Origin of the sequence: Thiomonas sp. FB-6 (assembly GCF_000377645.1) — a bacterium.
GTDB lineage: Bacteria > Pseudomonadota > Gammaproteobacteria > Burkholderiales > Burkholderiaceae_C > Thiomonas_A.
In genome coordinates this window covers 208,940-227,230 of sequence record NZ_KB898472.1, presented here as the reverse complement: position 1 = coordinate 227,230, position 18,291 = coordinate 208,940, and the positions used below count along the sequence as shown (strand labels likewise).

Sequence of the window (18,291 nt, the reverse complement as noted above, 5' to 3'; positions counted from 1 at the left end):
CCTGGCCATGCCGCTGTTCGCGCTGCCCGCGGTGTTCGTGGGCCTGTGGATCGGCGGCATCGAGCTCAACATCTCGGCCATGATGGGCATGACCATGATCGTGGGCATCGTGACCGAGGTGGCGATCTTCTACTTCAGCGAGGTGCAGGAACTGCAGCAGGCGCACCCGGACATGGCGCTGCACGAGGCGCTGGTGCAGGCCGGGGTGAACCGCATGCGCCCGATCGCCATGACCACCATCGCGGCCATCCTGACCCTGCTGCCGCTGGCGCTGGCCATCGGCCAGGGCTCGGCCATGCAGCAGCCGCTGGCGGTGGCCATCATCGCCGGCCTGGCGGTGCAGCTGCCGCTGGTGCTGCTGCTCATGCCCACGCTGTTCGCGTTGCTGCGCGGCAGCCTGGCGAGCGAGACGGGCGTCGGCCCGGGAGGAGACGAGGATCATGCGCATCCTGCTGGTTGAGGACGACCGCATGTTGGGCGCGGCCACGCAGCAGGCGCTGCGCGACGCCGCGCACGCGGTGGACTGGGTGCTCGACGGCGACGCCGCGCTGCTGGCCATGCGCACCGCGCCCTACGAGGCCATGCTGCTGGACCTGGGGCTGCCCCGGCGCGACGGCCTGGGGGTGCTGCAGGCGGCGCGGCGCTCGGGCTACAACCTGCCGGTGATCATCGTCACCGCGCGCGACGGCGTGGACGACCGCATCCGCGGCCTGGACCTGGGGGCCGACGACTACCTGATCAAGCCCTTCGAGACCGGCGAGCTGCTGGCGCGCCTGCGCGCCGTGGCCCGGCGCAAGGGCGGCCAGGCGCAGGCGCTGCTGGGCAACGGCGTGGTCACGCTGGACCCCGCCACCCGCCAGGCCTGTTTCGGCGAGACCAGCGCGCGCCTGTCCGCGCGAGAATACGCGCTGCTGCACGCCTTGCTGCTGCGCCCGGGAGCCGTGCTGTCGCGCGACGACCTGGAGAACCTGATCTACGGCTGGAACGAAGAGGTGGAGAGCAACGCCGTGGAATACCTGATCCACAGCATCCGCAGGAAGCTCGGCGCCGGCGCCATCAAGAACGTGCGCGGCGTGGGCTGGGTGGTCGACCGCGACGCCGACGGCACGGGCGGCGCGCCATGACGGCCGTGCAGGTGCTGCGTCACTGGGCTTGGCAGTCGCTGCTGCGCCGATTTTGGCGCTGCACCACTCCGATATTGGCGCTGGTAGCCGTTTGCACCCGCGCGTTGCTCAACACGCTGAGCCGAAGGGAAGCCAACCCGAAGCGCATCGATTGGGCGAATCGACGTATCAACCCGGTGCCTGCATGAGCAGTTCGCGCAGCGGCTCGGTGCCATGCTAACCAGTTGGCAGGCCACGACCTTCATGATCGGCGAATATGCCGACGTGGCCGATGCCAACCCGGTGTTCACGGTGGCCGACGGGCTACTGTGGCCCAGAGCGTGGAGCGCAACTCCATGGTGCGCAAGCTCGAGGTCATGAAAATGCGCGGCCAGGCCACGCGGCCGGGGCTGCATTCCTACACCATCGGCAGGGGCGGGCTTGAAGTGTTCGCCTATCCCGATCTCCGCGATACGCAATCAGCGGCGCAGTCGGCAGCCCAGTCGCGGGACTTCCGACGCTTGAGCCTGGGAGAGGCGGGACTCGACGGCATGCTGGGTGGCGGCTTGCCACGCGGGTACTCCCTGCTTGTTGCCGGTCCCTCCGGATCCGGCAAGAGCATTCTCTCCGCCGTGTTCCTTGCCGAGGGCGCGCGCTGCTGCGAAGCCTGCGTGATCGCCGCATTCGAGCAACACCCGAGCAAGTCGCGCAACGGCCGACTCGTCGAGCTCATCGGCGTCGGGAAGGTCGGAATGATTCACGGTCAGCCGGGGAATCTGTCGATCGACGAGTTCCTGGTGCGACTCATGCGCGAGGTACACCGGCTCCAGGCAAGCCGCGTGGTCATCGATTCGCTGTCGGGCCTCGAATTGGCCCTGGCACCGACCTTTCAGCAAGATTTTCGGGAATCGCTGCTGCGCCTGGTCACCACGTTGGCCAACGCCGGGATCACGGTATTGATGACTTCGGAGCTCGAGGACCGCTACGGCGACCTGCGCTTCAGCCCCTACGGCGCCGCTTTCCTCACCGATGCCATCATCGTGCAGCGCTACGTCGAGGTGGACAGCCGGCTGCAGCACATGATGGGGGTGGTCAAGGTGCGCGCAAGTACCCACTCGGACGCCTTGCACTCGTTCACTACCGACGACGGCGGGTTGCGAGTCGGCGAGATCATGCGCGACCAGGAAGGCCAGCTCAACGGGCGCCCGACGCGCCGGCGCTACGCGACCGAATGACGCCGGGGCGGAGTGTCCTGCGTGGATGCAGGCCACGCTGAACGCGACGATCGCCATCAGCATTGCGCAGACCAACGGAGTCGAGACCAGCAGTTCCACGATGCAGACCTACGCTATGGAACTGCGGACTGCAGCGCCGGACGTTGCCATCGACTCGGCGAACAACCTGAGCTATAGCCAGGGCAGGCCTGCGCCGACCATTGATTGCCCCCCCGCCAGCGAGAATCAGACTGCCGTCGGCCGCCTCCTGATCTCTAGACGCGCCCCGTACCAAGGGGGCTCGAGGGGCACTCGGCGTGTCGCGGATTGCATGAGTAGTCCCGGATGCGAGGTCGAGTCATGGCCCTTGGGCCACGATTTCGCCGGAGAAGTACATGTTTTCCGAGCCGCCATAGCGATAGCGCCTTGGCTTGATCGCCTCGATGAGCCGCTGTGCTCCTTGTCCGATCGGCACCACAGCGTGGACGTCGGCGCGGCCCAGAATTCCCATGCGATTGATACCGGCGCGCTTGACGGCTCGTCGGCGCCTCATCGCGCCATTGCCAGGGGAGAACCGGAGGGCGGTGGTGGCTTGCCTATGGCACCTCAGCTGCTACAGCCCCGCCCAGGTCACGCGCCTGGTCAGGCTCCGGTGAAACGATATGCTGCCCCGGATCGGGCTTTTGCCCGGCGCTACACGGCGGCGGACGTGGCGTTGCTGGCCACCGACGTGGACCGCGCCATGAGCACGCTGTCCAGACCGGCCACGCGTGCGTGCTGCGCCGTCAGCGCGACGTCTTCGCCGACGTCTGGTTCGAGCGCCTGGGCTCGCTCGCGGTCGCCCACCTGTCCAACCTGCGCGGTAGCGACGGCTACCGCCAGCAGCGTGCAGTGCTGACCAAGACCCCCGGTGGGCACCCAGACTCCCACGCCCGAGTGTCGGTAGCCCGGTCGTTGCAGGACCTCGCCGATCCACCGGTATTAGCCCTCATTGAACTCGGCCACACGGAACTCCAACTCCTGCGTGCCATCTACAACCTGGTGCACCTGCACCACGGTGCGCAGTTGCGCTTCGCTTAGGTCGATCACCGAGCCTAGGATGAACGATGCGCCGCGCCCACGCGCTACCCGTCATCCGCTCAATCGCCCGTACGGGTACCGTCCCGGCTCACCTCTCGCTGGAATTTTGGTCGTCGCTAGGCTCATGCCTCATTGGGCAAGACCATCCGGCGTACGTTACATAACATGATTGTTATAATTGAGACATGTCGTTCAGGTCTGAACCTTCATGGCTGCTGCTCGTCATTTCCCTCCCGACGCCGAGTGCGGCTGCGCGCATGCGAGTCTGGCGCGCGCTGAAGGCGCTGGGGTGCATGGCGTTGCGCGACGGTGCTTACCTGTTGCCAGCCGACAAAACCCGCGAGGATGCCCTGCTTGGAATCGCGAGAGACTGCATCCACGAAGGCGGCGCTGCCTGGCTCGTCGGCGCCCAGCCGCACAGCACTGAGAACGAACAGGCTTGGCGTGGGCTATTCGATCGCAGCAACGACTACGCGGATCTGCGCATGGCCTGGAAGGACGCAAGCCGCAGCTTGGCTGCGCTCGGCCCGGCCGAACTTGCGCGCCTGCAGCGTAAGCTGCGTCGGGATTTCGAGGCAGTCCGCGCGATCGATTTTTTCCCCAGCGATGCGAGCGTAGAGGCTGAGGTTGCCCTCGACGAGCTGGCAAAGCGTATCCAATCGGTGCTCTCGCCCGACGAGCCAAAGGAGATAGACGCTCGCATCCCGCGTCTCTTGAAGGAGCGGTACCTCGGAAAGATCTGGGCTACACGACGAAAGTTGTGGATCGATAGAGTCGCGAGCGCCTGGCTGATTCTCCGCTTCATCGATCCTCAGGCGACTTTCGTCTGGCTGTCCCAGCCCGCCGAACTTCCGAAGGGAGTACTCGGCTTCGACTTCGACGGTGCGGCCTTCACGCACGTTGGCGACCGCGTCACCTTCGAGACACTGATGGCTTCCTTCGACCTCGAGGAAGATCCCGCGCTGGTGCGGCTGGCAGCGCTCGTCCACCACCTGGACGTCGGCGGCGAGCCGGTACCGGAGGCCGCTGGCTTCGAGGCAGTCATGACGGGCGCAAGGGCGCGGCTCGACGACGACGACGCACTCCTGAGCGAGATGTCGAGCATGTTGGATTCGCTCTATGTCCATTTTCAGCGTGCACCCGTGCGCGCAGGCCTCTGAGAACTAGGAGAAGGTGATGAGCGATTCACACTCGCTAGAGCACGCTCTGCCCGTCGCCCCGAGCTACACGTTGTGGCAACTTGTCGGCTACTTGCTGGGGCTGGGTACGTGGGGTTTCGGCGGTCCGGTAGCACTTGTTGGCTATATGTACCGTGACCTGGTTGAGAAACGCAAGTGGATCACCGAGAGCGAGTACAAGGAGGGCCTTACGCTCGCACAACTGATGCCTGGGCCGATGGCTGCGCAGCTCGCGATGTATCTGGGCTTCGTGCACTACCGACTTCTCGGTGCGATGCTGGTGAGCCTGGCGTTCGTGCTTCCGTCATTCTTCATGGTGGTTGCGCTCGGCGCAGCCTACGTCGCCTTCGGGGGCATCGGCTGGATGCAAGCCGTGTTCTATGGGGTGGGTGCTGCGATCATCGGAATCATCGCGATGAGCGCGTACAAGCTCACGACCAAGAACATTGGCAAGGACATGGTGCTCTGGGCGATCTTCGGGCTCAACGCAGTGCTCACTGTCGTCATGCAGGCCGAAATCGTTTGGGTCGTGATCGGCTCTGGCGTGTTCGTCTGGTTGCTGCGCGCGCCGCCAAAGTTTGGCGGCACCGCGCGTGTTCCCGAGGCGGCCTCCGGCGCGTTGCTCGCGGTGTTGGCGTTCGCCTCGGTCGACCCTGACAAGCTGCTCAAGATCCTCGGCTACTTCGCCTACGCCGGAACCTTCGTTTTTGGCAGCGGCCTGGCGATCGTGCCGTTCCTGTACGGCGGCGTGGTCCAGCACTACCACTGGCTGACCGATCGCCAGTTCGTCGACGCCGTCGCCGTCGCGATGATCACGCCCGGGCCCGTCGTCATCACGACAGCGTTCATTGGCTTCCTGGTGCAAGGTTTCTGGGGAGCCGTCCTAGCGGCCGTGGGCACCTTCCTTCCATGTTTTCTGCTAACCGTCGTGCCCGCTCCATATTTCAAGTCGCATGGCAAGCGGCCTGGACTGTTGGCCTTTATCAATGGTGCGACCGCGGCTGCGATCGGTGCGATCGCGGGTTCAGTGATCGTGATCGGCCAGCGCTCGGTGTCCGACTGGCTGACCGCTCTACTCGCCGTCAGCACTGCCATTGCGCTGTGGAAATTCAAGAAGCTCCCCGAGCCAATGATCGTGGTTGCCGCGGCTCTTATCGGCCTGATTGCCTTCCCCTTGCTTCACCATGGCTGAGAGGCTCTGCACCCGAAGAGCCCGAACACTACTCATCCTGTGCGAGATCAACGTCAGCAGCGTCCATGATCAGGGTCGGCGATCGAAGCGCTGGCGGCCGCCCTCAAGGCCCGCATGACGCGCCATGTCAGCTGAGACGCTGTGAATGAATTCCCCGCAATCACGGCTGACGAGGGGCCGATCCCGTCGTTCATGCATGAGCTATTGAACGCAAACCCAGGACCATCCTCTCACGTCGTCCGAGCATGCTGTGTGGCCGAGACCCTTTGCTTAGCTGCCAGGCGAGTGTCGCGCCTCATCACGAAACTTCCACTCAAGCAGGAGCTTTCCGGCGGCCCCCTGGCGCCATGGTCCACGAACCGTGGTGCGTGAATTTGTTCACGAAAGTTGGCGGTTTTCTTTTTACCCTCATACTTTTCGGAAAAATTTCGATCTAGATTGCTGGCACTCAACAATGCAGAGGCCGGCTGGCTGAAGTTGATCTGTTCCCTGCGCGGATGGGGGGAGTTGGGTCGGGAGTACCCTTCAAGTTATTTTCTCATGGAAAAAAGCCCACCCAAAAGCCAACATCCAGGACGCCGCGCATTTCGATCTTTCCTCGTGATGGGATTCATCGTCTGGGCTGCTGCCGCATTGGGGTATGGCATTCAGATCTGGCGTAGTGTTGCGAATCAGACTTGGCTTCAACTTGATGCCACTTCAGTACTGGCGGAATCTGTGACAGAGCAGAATCTGAAGCAGTATTTCCGTGGCTTCCGTTTCCTTGATCATCACATCGAGGAAGATGCTCCCTACTTTGACCGTGCCGACAAGCAGAAGATTGTCGCCTTGCTGCGGCAATTTCGCGGGATGTATCCCGATTTCGACGCCGTCTTCGTTATTCTGCCTGGCGGCCGGGTTATTGCCAGTGCATCCGAGCAAGAGCAGCGTGAAGTCCACGCTATCACAAATGCATATCTGGAAATCCTGAGTAATCAGCGCGGAGTGCGTACGTCCTTTCCCAAAGAGAAAGCATCGGCCGCTGGCTTAGCCGTCGTCCGTCTGGGATTCGCGCAGCGTACGGCAAGGGGCTCTACGGCGTATGACCTCGTTGCCGACGTTGACCTACACCGACAGATTGCGAGTTGGCTGCGCCCGGAATTGATCACGGGCACAGACAGACATCTGCAGATGGGATTGGTCACCCGACAGGGCGATCTTTTGGGGCTCTGGCCGGAGCCCACCGCACGGACGACCTACGCTGAGGGCCTTTCAGCCTGGCTGCGCCTCCATGCTTTGCCGCCGCTCCCGAAGGCTACGCTGGTGCCAGCACCTGTGCATGACGTCGGACTGCTCCACGTGGATGACGCTGGCACGGACCGCATGGCTTGGAGTGCACTTGTTCCACTGAAAGGAGTGCCCCTCGAAGCCTTCGTGTCCATTCCGAGTGCGACTGTCCGGGATGCTTGGTGGCAGCAACTGCGCATCCCTTTGCTCGAATGGGCCCTGCTGGGGGTTGTCCTTGCACTTATGGCCTTACGCCTGAACAAACTTCAGAGGCTCGAGCATCAACGCGCTTCGCAGCTGGCGCAAGCAGAGCGCACAGCACGCCAATCATCGTTGTTCTACGCCGCCCTGGCCCACACGACGCAGGCACTGATGGGGCATACAGCGAGTAATGTTTCGACCACATTCCACGACTTGGCGACCAGTCTTTGCATTTTGTTGCAGGCACGTCTCGTCTGCGTGGGACGATTCCCTGCGGATCGGCGCAGAAGTGAGATGGCCGCCTGTGCGGGCCCCGCTAGCGATTTCGCCCAGCACCTGCAATGCGGTAATGACCAGCATGGTCCGGAAAGGTGGGGCCCCGGCCATCAGGCCATAGCGACAGGAGAGGCGCAACATGCCACGATCGAGTCCCCGGAGTTCGGGCCTTGGCGACAGCGTGCACAAGCCTGCGAGATCGCGGGCGTTCTATCGGCCGCAGCACGGACTCAGACTGGAGAGGCAGTGCTCGTCTGCGCGTATTACTCTAGCGATAGTGTGATAGGCCCGGAGGCGCGCCAAGTATTCCAGCGCATGGCCGATGCCTTCGCAGAATACATTGAACGACAAGCAAATATCACCAAGCTGGAACGCATTGAGCGTTACCGTTCGGCGCGGCGAAAAATCCAGCGCGGGCTTCTGGAGGCCACCGCGGCCGGGGATGTGTATGACATCCTCGCGCAAACGTTAGCCGTGGAAACTGGAGCCGACGCCGTTGAAGTCTTCGCCCTCGAGGCAGACATCCTCAAGCGCCGCGTCGTCGCCGGGGCGCTTGAGCATGCGCTGAGCCATCTGACAGACGTACCGCTACGAGCGCTTGCCAAAGGAGAAGGCGCTTACATGCGTGCGCGAGTGTGGAACGCGCGGGCTCCTGTTCTCATTCAGAGCCCGTCCGCCGATCCCCAGTTGTCGCCGCGCTGGCGGGAACCTCCATTATCTGACATGGGGCTGCTCGCGGGTTGGCCCATCTTGGCGGTCGACACCGGGGAGCCGACAGGCGTGGTCCTGCTGGTGGCCCGGGATCCGCACGCTATTGATGAAGAGCTCCAACATCTGGTCACCAACATCCTCGAAAGTGCGGCTATTGCTCTACGCCAGGCGCGCGACCGGCAGCGGATTGAAGCCTTGGCCTTGACGGACTCGTTGACCGGCCTGTCCAACCGCCGAGCCATCCTAGAACACATATCCCAATCTCTTGTCCGGGTGAAAAACCGCCGTAAGCAAATGGCCATCGGCATTTTGGATCTGGACGATTTCAAGACCATCAATGATACGTGGGGTCACGCCCAAGGTGATGCCCTGCTGCGCGAGGTAAGCCGACGATTGCAGGCCACGCTACGCATTCCCGACGCGGTCGGAAGACTCGGCGGCGATGAATTTGTTCTTGTCCTCGAAGAGCTTTCGACATCGCCCGACCTGCCAACGATACTCGATCGTCTGGAACGTGAGTTGACAGCGCCCTACACATTGCCCGGAGGAGCCTCCGTGGGTGTGGGAATCAGTCTCGGCCTGACAATTTATCCCTCTGATGATTGCGCGCCCGACATCCTGCTAGGCCATGCCGATGAAGCACTTTATACAATCAAAGCGCGCAAGTGTTCACGTCAACGCGGTTGGCATATTTGGAGCCAGGCCGCTTGTCCGAACACTCTATCAGACGCCGCTCATGACGGCCCGCAACACGATTCACTTCATGCAAAGGGCGACAGAACATGCAAGTCAAGTTGATCGCCAACCCCGGGAAATGTATCGACGTTGGCATCTTGCTCATTATCGCATCTGCGACGACAGTCGCACTGCTACGCTTCCCGGAGTATCGCTTGGGCCTCATTCCCACTCGGAAACTCCTACCGCCGGCAGTCTTGCTCCTTACGTTCGCAGGGCTCGTGATGGCGATCTTCAGCAGATTTATTTGGCTGCGCCGCCGCCTGCGCGAAAAAATCGCGCACAAAATCCTGTTTTTCACGGCGCTGATTCTTATTTTTTCTGGAGGCGGGGCTGGCTTTCTTGCAACGATATTCATGGGAGGTTATTCCGAGCACGCGCTGAAATACCACTTGCAACAAGACAACGATCGGCTTGCATCCACGTTAAATCAAGAGATAGCGAAGCGCAGACAGGAAATCGCCGCATTAGCGAAAGATCAGCGACTCAAAAGTCTTCTGGGGGGGGGCGTAGGCATCGACTCACAGTACAACGGCCTTCAGGACGCGGTGGAAGACCGCGCTCAACAAATCTCCCCAGATTGGCTTGCTCTGCGCAACGCCGAAGGGCAGCTCAAGTTCCAGTTAGGAAACGTCACGGCAAGTGATCGCGGATTGCCTCTGCGCTGGGGGTATTTAGGTCAAGCGTGGCTCCTCCGGGACCCGCATAGTTTGCAGTTCCTGGTTCGAGTTCGCGAGCCTATTCGGAGCAACGGATTTGTTTTCGGATTTCTGGAAGCAATACTTCCCCTGCAGTCCGATCACTTTTCCGAGCTTGCACTCCACGAGAGCAACCCAGGCCATACCGTTGTGGTTTGCGCTCGGGGACCGGCTGGCGCGTTGTGTTTGCCGGGGCTTGCGAATGAAAATCCAGAATTCATCACTGACCGCCAGCTACAAAGCAATGGTCCCGAGTTTCGGGCTTTGCGCGCTGAGCACGGGGTGGTGATTCGCCCGAGCCGCCAACAAAACGGACATGCCGGCCCGATGATCGTGGCCTACGCACCAGTGGGCAACACTGGACTTGGCATGGTCAGTCAGATATCCGCAAGAGAGTTGTTTCGTTCTTTGATCGCGACTTCCCGCATGGTGCTCTTGCTGATCCCCATCATATTGATTACCGGGCTGGGACTGTTGTACTGGCAGTTGCGTCCGATGGTGCGCGAATTGTATGACAGCCAACAACGGGTCCGCATTGCGCTCGACTATTCGGGCGTAGGTATGATGCTCTTTGGAAAAGACGGGCGCATTCAGGAAGCCAATAACGCGCTGCTTGCTCTGCTTGGATTCTCCGAGGATGAGTTACGCAGGCTACCCAGCGTTTTGAGCTTGCTTCATCCGGATGATTTGGAAAAGGGCGCTGGGAGTGTGGCTGCCATCTTTACGGAATTGAGTGGAGGTTATTGCGCGCAGCGCCGCTATCGTCGCAAATCGGATGATTTTATTTGGGTGCGCTTGCATGTCGCTCCAATCTTTGGCGAGCACGGCAGCGCGAGCTTCGCCATTGTGTTCGTTCAGGACGTCAATGAAGTTCTGGGCAAGGCTGATGCCTTGCGGCGCAACCATACCTTCTTGCAAGCGGTTTTGGATAATATGACCGATGGCGTGGTCGCTTGCGATGAGCGTGGTTATATCCAATACACCAATGCGCTCATTGATTGCCAACATGAACGCGTCAATCGCTCAATCGGACTTGACGAGTGGGCGTCCGGGCACAAGCTGCTCCATCCCGACCGCCGCCCTGCGTCGCTCACTGAACGTCCACTTTCACGAGCATTTCATGGTGAGATTGTCTCTGGAGCTGAGTTTCTTGCGCATAGCGGGAAGGGCGATTTGCGCCAATTACAGATATCGAGTTACCCGCTTTATGATGAGAGGCGCGACTTTGTCGGGGCCGTTGCCATTTCGCGCGACGTGACAGAAATCCGGACAGCGCATGCCCGCGCACACTGGATGGCTTTTCATGATTCTTTGACTGAACTCCCCAATCGCAACAAGCTTCTGGAATATATAGGGCAGGCGATGGCCAGGGCGCGCGGAAGCAAGAAAGAGGTAGCATTATTAATGATTGGTATCGATCGATTCAAGGCTATCAATGATGCATTGGGGCACGTTGTCGGTGATCAACTTCTTGTCCAGGTTTCAGCGCGATTGCGCTCAATCCTGCGTGAGGGCGAATTGTTGGCCCATCTTGGGAGCGAGGAATTCGCGGTAGTCTTGGAGTACATGCACGATGTCCATGCGTCCATCGAGCGAGCGGAGCAAGTTTGCCGAGCGTTCGAGAGTCCTCTTGTGTTGGGAGCCCGTGAGATCCAGGTGAGCACCCACGTCGGCATCGCCCGATACCCCGCTGATGGAGACGATGTGAGCGCAGTTTTCAGCCGCGCTGACATCGCGATGCACGAAGCGAAGAAGAAGGGGGCAGCGCAATGGTCTCTTTACAGGCGCGGCTTGTATGCACGACAACGGCAGGTTCTCGAGATGGAGGGCGCGCTGCGCAGAGCGCTCAATACATCTGAGTTCGTGCCGTATTACCAAGCCAAGGTCGATATTGCCACCGATAGAATTATCGGAGCGGAAGCGTTGTTGCGCTGGAAACATCCTGAGCAAGGACTTGTGGCGCCCGTGGAATTTATCCCGATTTTGGAAGAAACAGGCTTGATTGTTCCAGCGGGGAAATGGGTGCTCAATGCGGTGTGCGCACAACAAGCCCAATGGCGTAGAGAGGGCGTCGCGATTGTTCCTATTGCAGTGAATTGCGCAGTTGCTCAGTTGCAAGACGATCAGTTTATCAACGATGCCCAGAACGCTCTCCAAAGGCACTCACTGGACCCGAGTTTATTGGAAATCGAAATAACAGAGAGCGTTTTGATGCAGGCACCCGAGAAGATTGCGAGGCTGATCGAAAAACTGAGGGGGCTTGGCATATTGACAGGAATCGACGATTTCGGAACCGGTTATTCATCGCTAGCGTATCTCAAAAGCTTGCCTGTATCTTCGCTCAAGATTGACCGCGCTTTCGTGAAAGATCTCCCGATGGGTGTCAGAGATATGGCGATCACCAAGGCTGTGCTCTCACTGGCGCGAGAGTTGGGACTGCGAGTTGTGGCTGAAGGGGTAGAAAATATGGGGCAGTTTGAATTTTTACGCTGTCATGGTTGCGATGCCTACCAAGGCTACTTGTTCAGCCGACCTGTGCCAGCGGGTGACTTTGCGGCATTACTCCAGAAAAACGGTCCCATGATTTCCATATCTTGAGCCGATAGGATGATGTCGGTGCTGTTCACCGAGGTGGAGTGGTCGGACTAAGATCCTGATTTGGCGAGGTGCGCGAGGTTCGGCAACCACGGAGCCAATCCCAGGGCACCGGAGTTCGACACGCCCCCCCCCCGGGGAGGGCCGGTTTTCGAGGTGGTGACCTATATCGATCAACGACTTGCAGATGTCGAAACCGCAGGATGCTCACTCGATCAGGCAGCCGGTTCATGCCGCCCAGGCCCGCGAACTGCCGGTACAGCGGGACGTCGAACAGCGCCTCTTCCATCGCCACGTCTGACAGCCCGAACCATTGCTGCAGGAAGTGAATACCCAGCATCACCTGCTGCGTATTCCGGAGCATCGTGACCGGCGATTCCGGGATCGTGACCGCTCATTTCGGTCACCCTTAGAAATCGGTCACATTGGACCGGAACGGCCGGTCACGTTCGACCGGAATCCGCGGTCACGTTCGGCCGGAATGGCCGGTCACGATGCCGGAACGGTGCTGTATGGCAGCGTGTTGGTGTTGCGCAAGTTGATCAACCCAGGCGGGTAGCCTTGCCGGTTTTTTGACCGGAGAAGGCATGCCCGCGCCAAGGATCCCCATGCGCAAGATCAAGGACGTCTTACGTCTCAAACTCCAAGCCGGGCTGTCGCACGAACGCATTGCGGCAGCGCTGGGCATCTCCAGGGGCGTGGTGGCCAAGTACTGCACGTTGGCCGCGGCGTGCGGGCTGGACTGGCCGACGGTGGAGGGCCTGAGCGAGTCGGCGCCGCTGGAGCGCCGGCTGCTGGCCGGGCGTGCCGACCGCCCCAGCCACTACGCCCAGCCCGACTACGGCCAGGTGCATCACGAGCTGCGCCGCAAGGGCATGACGCTGGCGCTGCTGTGGGAGGAGTATGTCGAGGCCCACCCGGGGCAGGCGACGTAGCGCTACAGCCAGTTCTGCGAGAACTCCCCGATGGCCACTTCAAATTCCCCCACTTATGGCCAGTCAAACTCCCCCATGCAGGACGAGCGGATTATGAGGCATCGGCGGTGACGGCGATGCGCGCAGCGGCCTCCTTGAGGCGGTAGCTGCGGCCCTCGAACTCGAGCATGGCGGCGCGATGCATGAGACGGTCGAGGATGGTGGTGGCCATGGTGGCGTCGCCGAGGTACTTGCCCCAGTCCTGCACGACGCGGTTGGAGGTCACGATGATGGAGCGGCGGTGCTTGTAGCGCTGGTGGACGATGGCCTGCAGCAGTTCGGCCGCGGCGTCGCCGATGCGCCGGGCCAGGAACAGGTCGTCGAGCACGAGCAGGTCGGGCTCGATCCAGGCCCGCAGCAGCGTGGCCTGCTCCGGCGTGCTGGCCAGGGCGTAGCGGGCGAACTCGGTGTCGGCCTCGACGTAGCGCACGTCATAGCCCTGCAGCGTGGCCTGGTAGGCCACGGCCTTGGCCACATGGCTCTTGCCGGTGCCGGGCTTGCCGATGATCAGCGCGTTGGCGCCGTCGCCGAGGAACTTGAGGGTGTGCAGCTCGAAGCAGGCCGCGCGCGGCAGCTTGGGGTTGAAGCGCCAGTCGAAGTCGGCAAGCGTCGGGCGCTCGTCCAGACGCGATTGCTTGAAGCGCCGCTCGGTCAGGCGCGAGTGGCGCCGGTCGAGCTCGTCCTGCAGCATGGCGCCCAGGGTGGCCAGGAACGGCTCCTGGCTGCTCTGCGCCTGCAGCACGCGGGTGGAGAGGGTGTCGGCGATGCCCGAGAGGCGCAGCTCGCGCAGGGCTCGTTCGATCTCATTGAGGGTCATGCTGGGGGCTCCTGTCGTGGGTGAGGGAATCGGCGGCGGCACGGGCGAACAGATCGGCGTACTCCTCGGCCGGGCGGATCAGTTCGTGCTGCTGGGTCAGGGGCTCGGCGCTCGGGGCGGCGTCGAGGGCCTGCAAGGCGTCGGTGACGAGGCGCTCGGTCAATGCCTTGACGTGGCGATAGCTGTAGACGCCCTCCTGCAGCGCGCGGGCGCAGGCGGCGTCGACCAGGCGGCGGGGGTAGCGCTCGGCCAGCGAGACGATGCCCCAGAGCTTGCGCTGGCCCACGCGGCCTTCGACGGCGAACAGCAGCTCGCACAGGCGCAGGGCCTCGGCCCCGATGGCACGCGCCTGGGCCAGGATGCGGCGAGTCTCGCGCGAGGGGTTGAACACGCGCTCCTCGGCGGGCAGGACCACGGTGCCGGGGTGCTCGGCGCGATCGTGGGTGCGCAGCAGCTCCTGGGTTCTGAGGTCGCGAATCTCGATGCGCCGGGCATAGATGCGCACCAGCACCTGGGTGCCGATGCGCGCCGGGCGCGCGGCGTAGCTGCAGTGGTCGACGCGCACGCAGCTGTCGTCGCAGACGGTGCGCTCGGCCTCGGTGAAGTACTGCATGCCCAGCACCGGCAGCGGCTGCAGGTGGGCGCGCTCCTCCTCGAACATGGCCTGCAACTGCCGGCGCGCGCTGCTGTGGATGCGCGGCGCCGCCCACCGGGTCTCCCAGTGCTCGAGGAAGGCGTTGTGCTCCTCGAGGGACTCGAAGCGTCGGCCCTTGAGGGCGGTGGCCTGGGTGTGCCCAATGGCGTTCTCGACGCTGCCCTTGCGGTTGGGGTCGCGCACCCGCGCCGGGTCGGCGACCACGCCGTAGTGCTTGAGCGTGGCGGCGTAGACCTTGTTGAGCTCGGGCTCGTACAGGTCGGGCTTGACGACCCCTTCCTTGAGGTTGTCGAGCACCACGTAGTGGGCCGAGCCGCCGAAGTAGCGCCAGGCCTGCTCGTGCAGTTCGGCCCAGACCTGCTGGCTGGACTTCCAGACCACACGGCGGAAGCTGCGCCGGGAGTAGCGCAGCGTGGCCACGAACAGGCGCGGCCGGCGGAAGCGGTCGGTGCCGGGCACGCGCGTGAGGGCCCCCTCGCCGTAGTCGACCTGCATCTCCTCGCCGGGGGCGAACTCCAGGCGGTCGAACTGCTCGGGCTCACGCACCTTGAGCCGGGCCACGAAGCGCTTGACCGAGTTGTAGTGGCCGGCGAAGCCGAACTGGTCGACCAGGTCCTGGTAGATCGCGGTGGCGTTGCGCTTCAGACGCAGCTGCGCCTCGATGAAGACCCGGTGCGGATCGCACAGCGATGTCGTCGAGGACGCCGCAGCCGGTGGCCGGGGTGGAGGAGTTTGCTCGGCCGAGCCGGTGGCCACCCCGGGGGAGTTTGCTTCGCCCTCGGCAAAGCGCTGCGCGTAGGCGCGGATCGTCTTGCGGTCGATCCCCGTCAAGCGCGCGATCTCCCGCTGGCTGCTGCCCTTGCGCAGCAGCGTCCAGATGGTCGTTTGCAAATGCGGCTTCAAGACGTTCACCTCTGTGCCTCTCCCTCGACGTTGAGGGAGGGGAAAGTAACGTCCTGCCAGACCTCTGGCCGCCGGCGTGCTCGCCGGCCCGTCAGCGCCTCATCGCGCCGTGGCCAGGGTGGGAGAATTTAGGTGGCCAAAGGTGGTGGAGTTTGTGTGGCCATCGAGGGCAAGCTCGGCATTCAGCGGCGTGAGCATACGTTGATCGGCCGGCACGTCGTCCTCCGCGAGGATGGCTTGCGCGGGACACTCCGGGACACAGACCGCGCAGTCGATGCACTCGCTCGGGTCGATGGCGAGGAAGGTCGGGCCCTCGCGGAGGGCGTCGACCGGACAGATCTTGCAGTTGCCTGAGGGCCGAGGGAGGTCGAGTCGCTCCCCGCTTCGCGGACACTTGGAGCGGGGGGACAAGCTGACACCGCAGGCATGGTTGCTCGGCCAGGGCGGCCCCTCCGCTATGCCGCCTCGGAACGGTCAGTGCCGCGCTTTCGAAGCGGGCGCTGGCAGACGCATGCAGAAGCGCGTGAGGCCTCCGGCCGACACGGCGCCTGCGCTTCCCCCATGGGCTTCGACGATCGATTTCACGATGGCGAGGCCCAGGCCGGCTCCCTCGCCGTTGCGTTGGCGGGAAGGGTCGACGCGGTAGAAGCGGTCGAACAGGTGGGGCAGGTGCTCGGCGGTAATGTCGGCGCCAGGGTTCTCGACGCAGACTTCCAGCCAGCCGGAGGCATCGCTGCCGAGACGCACGGTGACCGTGGCTCCAGCCGCGGTGTGGCGAATCGCGTTGGAGAGCAGGTTCGACAGTGCGCGTCGCAGCATCGCGCGGTCGCCACGGATGCGTCGGGCGTGGCCGACAGCTTGCAGGCGGACCCCGCGCTCCTCGGCCCAGGCTTCGAAATACTCGAACAGCCCGGCGACCTCGGCGCCCAGGTCCACCTCCGCCGGCTCGGGCCGCAGCAACTGGTGCTCGGCCTGGGCGAGGAACAGCAAGTCGCCGATCATCGCGCTCATGCGCTCGTACTCCTCGAGGTTGGAGTAGAGAATCTCGCGGTAATCGTGGGCGCTGCGCGCGCGCGACAGCGCGACCTGGGTCTGGGTGCGCAGGTTGGTGACGGGTGTGCGCAGCTCATGCGCGATGTCCGCGGAGAAATTCGACAGGCGCTCGAAGCTCTGCCCGATGCGCTCGAGCATCGCGTTGAAAGAGGCGACGAGCTCGGACAGTTCCACCGGCACCTTGTCCGGGTCGAGGCGGACGTCCAGGTGTTCCGAGCTGACGTCGCGCATGCGCGCGCCGATGCGCCGGATCGGCGCATGCCCCTGGCGCACCGCCAGCCACGCCACCAGCACGCTGAAGGCGCTGGCTGACAGCGTACCCAGCCACAGCGCGCGCTGCAGCGCGGCGAGAAAGTGCAGGTGGTAGCCGATGGCGGTTGCCAGGATCACGGTGTCGCGGTCGATGCGCAGCACCGCGCCGCGGTAGCTGCGCCCGCCGGTGGTCCAGATGCGCAGCGCCGCGGCATCCAGCTTCTGCACGGCCGGTTCGGCGTGCGCGCGGGCGGCAAGCCCCGACGGCGTCGCGTCGTACAGCACGCGGCCGTCCGCGCCCTCGACCCGGAAATACACCTCGTGGTGGTCCGCGATGGTCTCGGCGAAACGCCGTTGCAGGTCTACGCTGCCTGCGCCGGCGGCCGCGTCGTCGAGGGACAGGCGCAGGGTCTGCGCCACCGGACGAAGCTGCGCCAGGTCCTGGCCCGCGAAATGCTCCTCGATCGACACTTCCAGCGCCCACGCCGCGACCAGGAAGGTCAGCGTGGTGGCGAGGCCGACCCACGCCGTCACGCGCAGCGCCAGCGAGGCCGGGCGACGCGCGCGGCGCCCGATGCGCACCGCGCCCGGCTCAATCGTCGGCATCGGGCAGGTCCAGCGTGTAGCCCATGCCGCGCACGGTGTGGATCAGCTTGGGTGAGAAAGCGTCGTCCACCTTCGCGCGCAGGCGCCGGATGGCCACGTCGATGACGTTGGTGTCGCTGTCGAAGTTCATGTCCCACACCTGCGAGGCGATCAGCGAGCGCGGCAGCACCTCGCCCTGGCGCCGCACCAGCAGCTCGAGCAGCGCGAATTCCTTGTTGCTCAGGGCGATGCGCGTGCCGCCGCGACTGGCCCGTCGCCGAGGCAGGTCGAGCACCAGGTCGGCGACCTGCAGCTTCTCGGCCAGCGCGGGGTTGCGACCCCGCCGCAGCAGCGTGCGCACGCGCGCCAGCAACTCGGTGAAGGCAAAGGGCTTGACCAGATAGTCGTCGGCGCCGAGCTCCAGCCCCTTGACGCGGTCCTCGACGCTGTCGCGCGCGGTCAGGAACAGCACCGGAACGTCGCGCCCGGCTTCGCGCAGCGCGCGCAGGATGCGCCAGCCGTCGACGTCGGGAAGCATCACGTCGAGCACGATCAGGTCGTGGTCGCCGGTTATCGCGAGATGGTGTCCGTCCAGGCCGTTGCGCGCGAGATCGACGACAAAACCAGCTTCGCTCAATCCCTGGCGCAGGTAATCGGCCGTCTTGGCCTCGTCTTCGACCATGAGCAGTTTCATCAATGTACCGTCCTTGCCTGCACTCTAGCCAGTGCATGCTTGCGCACGCATGACCGCAAGATGACATCAATGTAATCGACGGGTCATCCGGGGGACAGGCGCCAGATAC

14 protein-coding genes and 3 pseudogenes are annotated in these 18,291 nt (G+C 63.3%); 10 read left to right on the top strand and 7 right to left on the bottom strand.

What is annotated here, in order from left to right:
* The 4 genes from D466_RS0104845 to D466_RS20590 form a co-directional block, all read left to right on the top strand.
* Positions 1-460: efflux RND transporter permease subunit (locus tag D466_RS0104845; RefSeq protein WP_026284894.1), on the top strand; the 460-nt coding region annotated here is incomplete at its 5' end.
* The gene (locus D466_RS0104840) at positions 441-1,124 is read left to right on the top strand and encodes a response regulator transcription factor (protein WP_018912579.1); all 684 of its coding nucleotides are present in this window, start codon (positions 441-443) and stop codon (positions 1,122-1,124) included. The genes D466_RS0104845 and D466_RS0104840, both read left to right, overlap by 20 nt.
* Positions 1,121-1,312 carry a hypothetical protein gene (locus D466_RS23825; protein ID WP_156004016.1) on the top strand — a complete coding sequence of 64 codons (192 nt, stop codon included), beginning with the start codon at positions 1,121-1,123 and terminating at the stop codon, positions 1,310-1,312. The genes D466_RS0104840 and D466_RS23825 overlap by 4 nt, the downstream gene beginning before the upstream one ends.
* A 147-nt stretch (positions 1,313-1,459) precedes the next feature.
* Entirely contained in the window at positions 1,460-2,338 is an 879-nt protein-coding gene (locus tag D466_RS20590) for an ATPase domain-containing protein (RefSeq protein WP_018912578.1), read from the top strand.
* A gap of 337 nt (positions 2,339-2,675) precedes the next feature.
* Here D466_RS20590 and D466_RS23820 read toward each other — a convergent pair whose 3' ends face one another.
* Complete coding sequence (locus D466_RS23820; RefSeq protein ID WP_156004014.1) at positions 2,676-2,828, bottom strand: hypothetical protein; 153 nt, start codon at positions 2,826-2,828, stop codon at positions 2,676-2,678.
* A 263-nt stretch (positions 2,829-3,091) separates the two neighbouring features.
* Between D466_RS23820 and D466_RS0104830 the strand changes: the two genes are divergently transcribed.
* The 5 genes from D466_RS0104830 to D466_RS23140 all read left to right on the top strand — a co-directional run bounded on the left by D466_RS0104830 (position 3,092) and on the right by D466_RS23140 (position 12,252).
* The gene (locus D466_RS0104830; RefSeq protein ID WP_018912577.1) at positions 3,092-3,397 is read left to right on the top strand and encodes a hypothetical protein; all 306 of its coding nucleotides are present in this window, start codon (positions 3,092-3,094) and stop codon (positions 3,395-3,397) included.
* Positions 3,398-3,582: 185 nt separating this feature from the next.
* Positions 3,583-4,557 carry a chromate resistance protein ChrB domain-containing protein gene (locus D466_RS0104825; RefSeq protein ID WP_026284893.1) on the top strand — a complete coding sequence of 325 codons (975 nt, stop codon included), beginning with the start codon at positions 3,583-3,585 and terminating at the stop codon, positions 4,555-4,557.
* Between the two features lie 16 nt (positions 4,558-4,573).
* On the top strand, positions 4,574-5,767 hold the full coding sequence (locus D466_RS0104820) for a chromate transporter (protein WP_018912575.1): 1,194 nt from the start codon (positions 4,574-4,576) through the stop codon (positions 5,765-5,767).
* Positions 5,768-6,370: 603 nt separating this feature from the next.
* Complete coding sequence (locus D466_RS23145; RefSeq protein WP_231385661.1) at positions 6,371-9,019, top strand: sensor domain-containing diguanylate cyclase; 2,649 nt, start codon at positions 6,371-6,373, stop codon at positions 9,017-9,019.
* Positions 9,004-12,252, top strand: a complete 3,249-nt coding sequence (locus tag D466_RS23140) for a bifunctional diguanylate cyclase/phosphodiesterase (protein WP_081629815.1) — start codon at positions 9,004-9,006, stop codon at positions 12,250-12,252. Before D466_RS23145 ends, D466_RS23140 begins: the two co-directional genes overlap by 16 nt.
* A gap of 181 nt (positions 12,253-12,433) precedes the next feature.
* Here D466_RS23140 and D466_RS23135 read toward each other — a convergent pair.
* Positions 12,434-12,589 (bottom strand): annotated as a pseudogene (locus D466_RS23135) (transposase); the annotation flags it as partial.
* A 247-nt stretch (positions 12,590-12,836) separates the two neighbouring features.
* Between D466_RS23135 and D466_RS0104795 the strand changes: the two are divergent.
* Positions 12,837-13,181, top strand: a pseudogene (locus D466_RS0104795) (IS21 family transposase); the annotation flags it as partial.
* Positions 13,182-13,275: 94 nt separating this feature from the next.
* On the opposite strand, the gene istB reads toward D466_RS0104795, so the two are convergent.
* The 5 genes and pseudogenes from istB to D466_RS0104770 all read right to left on the bottom strand — a co-directional run bounded on the left by istB (position 13,276) and on the right by D466_RS0104770 (position 18,182).
* Positions 13,276-14,040: an IS21-like element helper ATPase IstB gene (gene istB, locus D466_RS0104790; RefSeq protein WP_018912571.1), complete on the bottom strand. Its 765-nt coding sequence runs from the start codon at positions 14,038-14,040 to the stop codon at positions 13,276-13,278.
* Positions 14,027-15,607, bottom strand: a complete 1,581-nt coding sequence (gene istA / locus D466_RS20580; protein ID WP_051083678.1) for an IS21 family transposase — start codon at positions 15,605-15,607, stop codon at positions 14,027-14,029. The genes istB and istA overlap by 14 nt, the downstream gene beginning before the upstream one ends.
* Before the next feature lie 159 nt (positions 15,608-15,766).
* Positions 15,767-15,937, bottom strand: a pseudogene (locus tag D466_RS23130) (indolepyruvate ferredoxin oxidoreductase subunit alpha); the annotation flags it as partial.
* 135 nt (positions 15,938-16,072) lie between these two features.
* Positions 16,073-17,509: a heavy metal sensor histidine kinase gene (locus tag D466_RS0104775; protein WP_038165248.1), complete on the bottom strand. Its 1,437-nt coding sequence runs from the start codon at positions 17,507-17,509 to the stop codon at positions 16,073-16,075.
* On the bottom strand, positions 17,496-18,182 hold the full coding sequence (locus D466_RS0104770; protein WP_018912567.1) for a heavy metal response regulator transcription factor: 687 nt from the start codon (positions 18,180-18,182) through the stop codon (positions 17,496-17,498). The genes D466_RS0104775 and D466_RS0104770 overlap by 14 nt, the downstream gene beginning before the upstream one ends.
* Positions 18,183-18,291: the final 109 nt, after the last annotated feature.

What these genes read in the sequence shown, in the direction of transcription:
- D466_RS0104840 (WP_018912579.1), top strand. Translation starts at nt 441, where the DNA reads ATGCGCATCCTGCTGGTTGAGGACGACCGCATGTTGGGCGCGGCCACG.
- D466_RS23825 (WP_156004016.1), top strand. Translation starts at nt 1,121, where the DNA reads ATGACGGCCGTGCAGGTGCTGCGTCACTGGGCTTGGCAGTCGCTGCTG.
- D466_RS20590 (WP_018912578.1), top strand. Translation starts at nt 1,460, where the DNA reads ATGGTGCGCAAGCTCGAGGTCATGAAAATGCGCGGCCAGGCCACGCGG.
- D466_RS23820 (WP_156004014.1), bottom strand. Translation starts at nt 2,828, where the DNA reads ATGGGAATTCTGGGCCGCGCCGACGTCCACGCTGTGGTGCCGATCGGA.
- D466_RS0104825 (WP_026284893.1), top strand. Translation starts at nt 3,583, where the DNA reads ATGTCGTTCAGGTCTGAACCTTCATGGCTGCTGCTCGTCATTTCCCTC.
- D466_RS0104820 (WP_018912575.1), top strand. Translation starts at nt 4,574, where the DNA reads ATGAGCGATTCACACTCGCTAGAGCACGCTCTGCCCGTCGCCCCGAGC.
- D466_RS23145 (WP_231385661.1), top strand. Translation starts at nt 6,371, where the DNA reads ATGGGATTCATCGTCTGGGCTGCTGCCGCATTGGGGTATGGCATTCAG.
- D466_RS23140 (WP_081629815.1), top strand. Translation starts at nt 9,004, where the DNA reads ATGCAAGTCAAGTTGATCGCCAACCCCGGGAAATGTATCGACGTTGGC.
- istB (WP_018912571.1), bottom strand. Translation starts at nt 14,040, where the DNA reads ATGACCCTCAATGAGATCGAACGAGCCCTGCGCGAGCTGCGCCTCTCG.
- D466_RS0104775 (WP_038165248.1), bottom strand. Translation starts at nt 17,509, where the DNA reads ATGCCGACGATTGAGCCGGGCGCGGTGCGCATCGGGCGCCGCGCGCGT.
- D466_RS0104770 (WP_018912567.1), bottom strand. Translation starts at nt 18,182, where the DNA reads ATGAAACTGCTCATGGTCGAAGACGAGGCCAAGACGGCCGATTACCTG.